This is a genomic window from Clostridioides sp. ZZV15-6598 (assembly GCF_020657705.1).
In the GTDB taxonomy this organism is placed as follows: Bacteria; Bacillota; Clostridia; order Peptostreptococcales; family Peptostreptococcaceae; genus Clostridioides; species Clostridioides difficile_F.
The window spans coordinates 1-8340 of sequence record NZ_JAGWCS010000153.1 but is presented as its reverse complement, the minus strand read 5'-3'; the positions used below and the strand labels follow the sequence as shown (position 1 = coordinate 8340).

Below are 8340 nucleotides of genomic sequence, written 5' to 3'. Positions count from 1 at the left end.
TTATAATATTGTTTAATATGAAGATTGGATATAAGTTATTTAAAAAAGTACAAGAAAGTACAGATAAGATAAACTCAAAATTGAGACAGTTTTTAGGTGGAATAAAGGTAGTTAAATTATTTTGTAGGTATGATTATGAGAATAAACGTTTTGAAGAATTAAATAATGAACTTTTTCAAAATAGTAGAAAAGCTACAACGATGATGTCATTTTTTAGACCGACAATTACAATAATTATTAATGTTGCTATAATAATAATATTACTGATTGGAAGATATTTAATTTATTCTGGAGAAATTAAAATTGGAATTATAGTTGCCTATGTAAACTACATGACCAGAATACTAACATCACTTATAATGATTTCACATGTTTTTAATGTTTTTGTGAGAGCAAAAGCTTCTTATGAAAGAATAAGTGAAGTCTTGATTGATGAGAATGAAGAAGTGATTATCAAAAATACTGATTTAGATGCTAAAGAAAGAGAATTAGAATTTATAAATGGTGACATAATTTTTGAAAATGTAGACTTTTCATATAATAAAAATATAGATGAGAAGATATTAAAAGATATATCTTTTAAAATAAAAGAAGGGCAAAATATTGGCGTGATTGGTCAAACTGGTTCAGGAAAAACTTCTTTAATCAATTTAATCCAAAAACTATATATAGTTGATAGAGGAGATATTAAGATTGGAGAGCATAGCATATACAGTATATCTAAAGAAAGTTTAAGAGAAAAAATAGGTGTAGTTTTTCAAAATAGCAGTGTGTTCGGAAAGAGTATATCAGAAAATATAATTATGGGAAATAAAGATATAAGTAAAGAAGATGTTGTAAAAGCATGCGAAATAGCAAATGCAAATCAATTTATAACAAAACTTGAAAATTCTTATGATGAAGTTTTGTTTCAAAGGGGTAAAAACCTATCAGGAGGACAAAGGCAAAGAGTTACAATAGCTAGAGCTATAGCAAAAAAACCACAAATATTAATTCTTGATGATTGTTTTAGTGCAATGGACATCAATACAGAGACAATTATAAGGAAAAATATAAAAGACTATATAAATAATTTAAGAGAAAATAAAAACAAGAAATGTACTATTATAACTATTTCACAAAAAATTAGTTCTATAATTGGCTGTGATAAGATTTTAGTTTTAGATGAGGGAGAGGTGGTTGGATTTGCTGCACATGAAGATTTACTGGTTAGTTCTCCAACTTATAAAAAGATTTTTGAGTTGCAAAATCTAGTAAATGAAGATGTAAATTAAGGAGGAAGTGTATTGAATTTGAGTACTGGAAATCAAAAGGTGAGTAGACTAAAGAAAAAAGCAAAGCCTAAAGATTTTAAAAAAACATTTAAAAGAGTTTTTATGTACTTTAAAAAAGATAAAAAAATTACTAGATTGATTTTTTTACTAGTAATAATTGATTCAATTATATCAACTATAATACCATATACTCTTGGAAAAGTAGTTGACATAATAAATATTGATATATATTCAAAGTCTATTTTTTTAAAAGGAATACTTATTTTACTTTTATTTTATATAATTGAATTTTCAGTTAAGCTGTCCAAAGGTATATTTACAGCTAGATTATCTCAAAGTATAGTTAGAGAGATGAGAAGTAATCTATTTCTAAAATTTAGAGATTTACCAATAACTTTCTTTGATAAAAGTCCCACTGGAGATATTATGAGTAGAGTAACAAATGATGTTGATAATATTAGTACAGGTATTTCGACTTCATTAATACAATTGATTACAGGAATTTTAAACATATTGTTAACCTTCATTATGATGTTTATATTAAGTCCTATTTTAACTTTTTGCAGTATTGTATTAATACCATTAGTGATGTTTCTAAGCAATTTTATTGCAAAGAGGACTAGAGTTTTTTTTAAGCAACAACAAGTGGAATTAGGAAAGTTAAATTCTCATATTGAGGAAATGATATCAAATATAAATGTAGTAAAAGCTTTTAATTATGAGAAAAAATCTGTAGGTGATTTCAAAGAAATTAATGATAGGCTTTTAAGTATTTCACTTAAATCACAAATTTATACATCTCTTTTAATGCCTATTATGAATGTAATTAGTAATATAGGATTTGCAATTATATGTATTATAGGTGGAGTACTTGCATCTAAAGACGTTATAACTATAGGCGTTATAGCGAGTTTTTTAAGTTATGTAAGACAATTTACAAGACCTTTAAATGAATTAGCCAACTTATTTAATACATTGCTTTCAGCTGTAGCAGGATGTGAAAGAGTCTTTGAAATTATGGATGAGCAAGAAGAAGCGCAAATAAATAGTAGCACTAAAAGTGACATTTATAACAATAAAAATAATGATTTAAAAAATTCTTTTATAAATGGTGATATTGAATTTAAAGATGTAAGTTTTTCCTATGACTCAAAAAAGAATATTTTAAGTGATATAAACTTAAAAATCAAATCTGGTACATCAAATGCTATAATAGGGGAAACCGGTAGTGGAAAAACGACAATTATAAATCTGATTACAAATTTCTATCAAATAGAAAAAGGGAAGATACTTTTAGGTGGGAATGATATCTATTCAATTGATAGGAATTGTTTAAGAAATTATTTTGGAGTAGTTCCACAAGAAAGTTATATATTTAATGACACTGTTATGGAAAATATAAGGTATGGAAATCTAATAGCAACTGATGAACAGGTTATATCTGCTAGTAAAATAGCAAATTCACACAAGTTTATAATTAAAATGCGTGAAGGATATGAAACTGTTTTATCAGATAGGGGTGAGGATTTAAGCGAGGGGCAAAAACAACTAATTAGTATTGCTAGGGCGGTATTAAAAAATGCACCAATACTTATTTTGGATGAAGCTACAAGTAATATAGATATAGCAACTGAAGCTAAGATTCAAGATGCAATAAATAATGTGACTTATGGAAAGACAAGTATAATTATAGCTCATAGACTAAGTACTATATCAAATTGTGACAATATAATAGTTTTAGAAAATGGACGAATTGTAGAATCTGGAAATCATAAAGAACTAATAAAACTCAAAGGTCATTATTACAGAAATATACTACTGACAAAGAGAAATTAAAAAATAATAAATAAATTTTAAAAAATTGTTTAAAGGTATATGACACGGGTATATATAGACTAACTTAGAAAATAAAAAATTAAATTTGATATATAAAATATTAGGAGGAAATTAATTATGAAAAAATTTGTTTGTACAGTATGTGGATATATACATGAAGGGGATGCTGCACCAGCACAATGTCCAGTATGTAAAGTTGGAGCTGATAAGTTTGAAGAAATGAAAGGCGAAAAGAATTGGGCTGATGAGCACAGAATAGGAGTAGCTCAAGGTGTAGATGAGGAAGTAATCGAAGGATTAAGAGCTAACTTTGTTGGTGAGTGTACAGAAGTAGGAATGTATTTAGCAATGAGTAGACAAGCTGATAGAGAAGGATATCCAGAAGTAGGAGAAGCATACAAGAGAATAGCTTTTGAAGAAGCAGAACATGCTGCTAAGTTTGCAGAACTTCTTGGAGAAGTTGTAGTTGCAGATACAAAAGAGAACTTAAGAGTTAGAGTTGACGCTGAGTATGGTGCAACTGATGGAAAATTAAAATTAGCTAAAAAAGCTAAAGAATTAGGATTAGATGCTATACATGATACAGTACATGAAATGTGTAAAGATGAAGCTAGACATGGTAAAGCATTCTTAGGATTATTAAATAGATATTTTGGAAAATAAATTTAATATAAATTAAGTGAATTTTTAGGAGTATTTCATTCATGGTTTTTAAAGACTATGAGTGAAATACTCCTTTTTAAGTAATTTAAATTCTAAAACAGTAAATTGACATACATATAGGAATACATTAAACTAAATATAAAAATATTGACTATTTAATAAAGGTGGTGGATAAACTGATTAAGTATACACATAAAAGTAAGATAGCTATTGTAGTGCTACATGAAATTTATGGTATTAACAACTTTATAAAGGATATTTGTCAAAAATACTATCAAGATGGATATGATGTATTTTGTCCTGAACTTTTGGGTAGCAGGAGAGTTTTTTCTTATTCAAAAGCTCAAGAAGCATATAATTTTTTTATAGGTAATGTAGGATTTAATATTTATGAAAAAGTAGAAAAACTTATAAATGATTTAAAATTGAAATATAAGCATGTATTCGTTATTGGGTATAGTATAGGTGCAACAATTGCATGGAGATGCAGTGAAGGTTCACTATGTGATGGTATAATTTGTTGTTATGGTTCTCGAATTAGAGATTATATGGATGTAATTCCAAAATGTCCTGCTTTATTAGTATTTGCAAAATACGATTCATTTGATGTTGATTTTGTTGCCTCTCAACTAGCTAAAAAACAAAATATTCAAATTGAAATCGCAGAGGCAAATCATGGTTTTATTGATACATATTCAAAAAATTATTCTAATACTCATACACAAACATTTAATCTTCAACAAATGGAGTTTCTATCTAAACATTCAAGTTAATAGGGACTATAATTATTTATAAGAGAATTTAAAATTTTTTTGTTTGTCACACATTCATGCATAGAAAAAGAAAGTGTGTCAAAATATATTTGTATGTTTATATTTTAAAACTAGATAGAGCATTTTTTACAGAAAAAGATGAAAGTAATAATAAAAAAATATTTCTAAAGAAGAATTAAATATATAAATAAATATAAAATAGATGAAAAATAAAGATGCTTTTAGATAGTCAAAGATACTATATAAAAGCATCTTTATTTTATAGAATTATGTTAAAATGAATGAGATTTGTATGAGGAAGAAACTTAATTGAGAAAAAAAATCAAAAGAATACAATAATCACTTGCAAAATTCATACTATTATGATAGACTTAAATCAAAATTAAGAATTGTAAAAAGAAGGAAAAAATAGGTAATCATTTTAATGAGTCATAACTTAAAAATAAGATACTAAAATTTAAATAGAAGGAAAAGCCTACATATAAATTTAAATTAGTATGAGGAGGAATATCGTATGCCATTAGTATTATCAAATATAGGAGAAGAAGTAGTTATAAAGAAGATTTCAGGAAGTGATAAGACAAGAACATTTTTAAATAGTATAGGATTTGTAGTAGGAACAAGTGTTAAAATAATTTCTAAGATAGATGGCAATTTAATAATAGATGTAAAAGATACTAGAATTGCATTAGATAAAAAAATGGCAAGTAGGATAATAATATAGGGAGGTAGTAATATGAACAAGCTAAAGGATATTAAGTGTGGGGAAACTGTAAAAGTTAAAAAATTAGAAGGAGAAGGAGCCACACGAAGACGTATAATGGATATGGGGATTACAAGGGGTGTTGATGTATTTGTGAGAAAAGTAGCTCCTCTTGGAGACCCAATTGAAATTACAGTTAGAGATTATGAACTATCAATTCGTAAATCAGATGCAGAAAAAATTATTGTGGAATAATAAATTTAATTATAGTAGGGTTAATGCAATTATATAATGAGAATGATTTTCTGTATCAAAAATAATCATGTATCTAAATATTAATGGAGGGAATGGAAATGTCAATAAAAATAGGTCTCATAGGAAATCCTAATTGTGGCAAGACAACAATGTTTAATGGACTTACAGGTTCATCACAATATGTTGGTAACTGGCCAGGAGTAACAGTTGAAAAAAAAGGTGGAAAATTAAAAGGAAATAAAGATGTAGAAATAGTAGATTTACCAGGAATTTATTCTCTATCACCATATACATTAGAGGAAGTTGTTACACGTAATTTTATGCTTGATGATAAACCAGATGCAGTAATAAATATTGTAGATGCATCAAATATAGAGAGAAATTTATATTTAACAACTCAGGTTTTGGAATTAGGTATACCTACTGTTATAGCTCTTAACATGATGGACGTTGTTAAGAAAAATGGAGATAAGATAAATATTAAAAAATTATCAGAGGTTATAGGTTGCCCTGTAGTAGAAGTAACAGCTGTTAAAGGGCAAGGAATTATGGAAGCTGCTCAAAAAGCAATTGAAATTGCAAGTAGTAACAATAAATTAGATTTTAAGTTACCTTTTGTTGATGAAAGCAAAGGAGCAATAGAAAAAATCGAAAAAATAATAGAGGAAAAAACTCCATATATAGATATGGAAACACGTTGGTTAGCTATAAAATTATTTGAAAGAGATGAAAATGTTATACAAAAGCTTGATATTTCTAAAGGAATATTAAGTGATATAGAGGAAATAACTAGAAGTTGTGAAGATGAATTGGATGATGATAGTGAAAGTATAATCACAGCAAATCGTTATGAATTTATTAGTTCAATAATTTCAAGCATAATAAAGAAAAATAGAAAAGGTAAAGAAACTGTATCAGATAAAATAGATAAGATTGTAACAAATCGTATATTAGCACTACCTATTTTTGCACTTATAATGTGGGGAGTTTACTACATAGCAGTAAGTTCATTAGGTACTATAGCAACTGATTGGACAAATGATGTATTGTTTGGAGAAATTATTCAAGGTAATGTAAGTAATTTCCTAGCTTCTGTAAATGTAGCTGATTGGTTACAAGGCCTTGTAGTTGATGGCTTAATTGGTGGAGTTGGAGCTGTATTAGGATTTGTACCACAAATCATGCTTTTATTTTTACTATTATCAATACTTGAAGATTGTGGATACATGTCACGTGTGGCCTTTATAATGGATAGAATATTCCGTAAATTTGGTCTTTCAGGAAAGTCATTTATACCTATGCTTATAAGTTCAGGTTGTGGAGTTCCAGGTGTTATGTCAACTCGTACTATAGAAAATGACAGAGACAGAAAAATGACTATCATGTTAACTACATTTATTCCATGTGGAGCTAAGATTCCAATAATAGCATTATTTGCAGGAGCATTATTTGGAGGGGCTTCATGGGTAGCTCCATCAATGTATTTCTTAGGAATTGCAATGATAATTATTTGTGGAATTATGTTAAAGAGAACTGCTTTATTTGTTGGAGAACCATCTCCATTTGTTATGGAATTACCTCAATATCATATTCCTAGTGCAAAAGGTGTTTTAATTCATATGTGGGATAGAGGAAAAGCATTTATAATCAAAGCGGGTACAATTATATTTGTTGCTTGTGGAGTAATATGGTTCTTACAATCATTCAACTGGTCACTACAAATGGTAGATGCTGGAGATAGTATATTAGCTACCTTAGGAAATATAGTTGCACCAATATTTGCACCTCTTGGATTTGGAAACTGGCAATCATCAGTAGCAACAGTGACAGGTCTAGTAGCAAAAGAAAATGTAGTTGGAACATTTGGAGTTTTATTTGGTATATCAGATGCGACAGAACAAGATCCAACACTTCTTGGTTCAGTTGCAAGTATGTTTACAGTAGTTAGCGCATTTTCATTTATGGCATTTAATATGCTTTGCGCACCTTGTTTTGCAGCTATTGGTGCTATAAAAAGAGAAATGGGTTCATGGAAATGGACATGGATTACATTAGGGTTCCAAACTTCAACAGCTTATATAGTTGCTCTTCTTATCAATCAAGTTGGAAGTGTACTTTTAGGAACTGGTGGAAGTATTGCTGGGGCAATAATATCTATAGTTATAGCAATAGCAGTAGTATTTGGAGTTTTAACTTATTCAAATAGAACAATAAAAAAAGATAAAATTGGTAATTTGAGCTATATGAAAAATTAGTTCATATAAATAAGGAGTGATAATTATGGCTACATTTGTTATAGCAGCTATTGTAGTAGTATTAATGGCATTGGCTGTGATGCATATGGTTAATAACAAAAAAAAGAATGGCAGTAGTTGTGGATGTGGTTGTTCAGGATGCTCAAGCAGTAAGAGTTGCCATGATACTAAAAAATAGATAAAATAAGGGCCTGATAAAAAGTTTAAATTACTTTATTATCAGGTTCTTATTTTTTATATAAATAATAAATTTCACATTTGAAGTCAATTAGACTATATTATATTTTTACTGTATAATTATAGACAAATATATGATTAGGAGGGATTATTGCTAAATACAGTAACAAATAGTTTATAAAACTTTATAAAAGAATTATAAAAATATAAACTATACTGCGTATGTAGAGAAATCTGCATAGGACACCACTTTAAAACCAGTAAATCCTAAAGCTCTACTACCACAATAAAGGATAGAATCAGAAACCTTTATGATGGTGAGAAATTATAACAAGTGTAGAGATGGCATATGGTTAAATCCTAAGTGCTTAATAATGGAAATTTGGTCGCCAAGCCTAGAAATA

8 protein-coding genes are annotated in these 8340 nt (G+C 28.1%); all 8 read left to right on the top strand.

Features of this window, described 5'->3' with window-relative positions; genetic code table 11:
- The coding region (locus KGF50_RS18735) for an ABC transporter ATP-binding protein (RefSeq protein ID WP_227849467.1) at positions 1-1274 on the top strand (1274 nt) is incomplete at its 5' end.
- Between the two features lie 12 nt (positions 1275-1286).
- Positions 1287-3110 (top strand): ABC transporter ATP-binding protein, encoded by a 1824-nt coding sequence (locus tag KGF50_RS18730; RefSeq protein ID WP_227849466.1) that lies wholly within the window; start codon positions 1287-1289, stop codon positions 3108-3110.
- Between the two features lie 117 nt (positions 3111-3227).
- Positions 3228-3773, top strand: a complete 546-nt coding sequence (locus KGF50_RS18725; RefSeq protein ID WP_107594844.1) for an NADH peroxidase — start codon at positions 3228-3230, stop codon at positions 3771-3773.
- Positions 3774-3937: 164 nt separating this feature from the next.
- Positions 3938-4546 carry a dienelactone hydrolase family protein gene (locus KGF50_RS18720; RefSeq protein ID WP_227849465.1) on the top strand — a complete coding sequence of 203 codons (609 nt, stop codon included), beginning with the start codon at positions 3938-3940 and terminating at the stop codon, positions 4544-4546.
- A gap of 514 nt (positions 4547-5060) precedes the next feature.
- On the top strand, positions 5061-5270 hold the full coding sequence (locus KGF50_RS18715; RefSeq protein ID WP_227849464.1) for a FeoA family protein: 210 nt from the start codon (positions 5061-5063) through the stop codon (positions 5268-5270).
- A gap of 12 nt (positions 5271-5282) precedes the next feature.
- A complete protein-coding gene (locus KGF50_RS18710) occupies positions 5283-5504 on the top strand; it encodes a FeoA family protein (RefSeq protein WP_227432844.1) in 222 nt (73 codons plus the stop codon).
- A 98-nt stretch (positions 5505-5602) separates the two neighbouring features.
- Positions 5603-7759 carry a ferrous iron transport protein B gene (gene feoB / locus KGF50_RS18705; RefSeq protein ID WP_227849463.1) on the top strand — a complete coding sequence of 719 codons (2157 nt, stop codon included), beginning with the start codon at positions 5603-5605 and terminating at the stop codon, positions 7757-7759.
- Between the two features lie 25 nt (positions 7760-7784).
- Complete coding sequence (locus KGF50_RS18700) at positions 7785-7937, top strand: FeoB-associated Cys-rich membrane protein (RefSeq protein WP_227849462.1); 153 nt, start codon at positions 7785-7787, stop codon at positions 7935-7937.
- Positions 7938-8340: the final 403 nt, after the last annotated feature.

What these genes read in the sequence shown, in the direction of transcription:
- KGF50_RS18725 (WP_107594844.1), top strand. Translation starts at nt 3,228, where the DNA reads ATGAAAAAATTTGTTTGTACAGTATGTGGATATATACATGAAGGGGAT.
- KGF50_RS18715 (WP_227849464.1), top strand. Translation starts at nt 5,061, where the DNA reads ATGCCATTAGTATTATCAAATATAGGAGAAGAAGTAGTTATAAAGAAG.
- KGF50_RS18710 (WP_227432844.1), top strand. Translation starts at nt 5,283, where the DNA reads ATGAACAAGCTAAAGGATATTAAGTGTGGGGAAACTGTAAAAGTTAAA.
- feoB (WP_227849463.1), top strand. Translation starts at nt 5,603, where the DNA reads ATGTCAATAAAAATAGGTCTCATAGGAAATCCTAATTGTGGCAAGACA.
- KGF50_RS18700 (WP_227849462.1), top strand. Translation starts at nt 7,785, where the DNA reads ATGGCTACATTTGTTATAGCAGCTATTGTAGTAGTATTAATGGCATTG.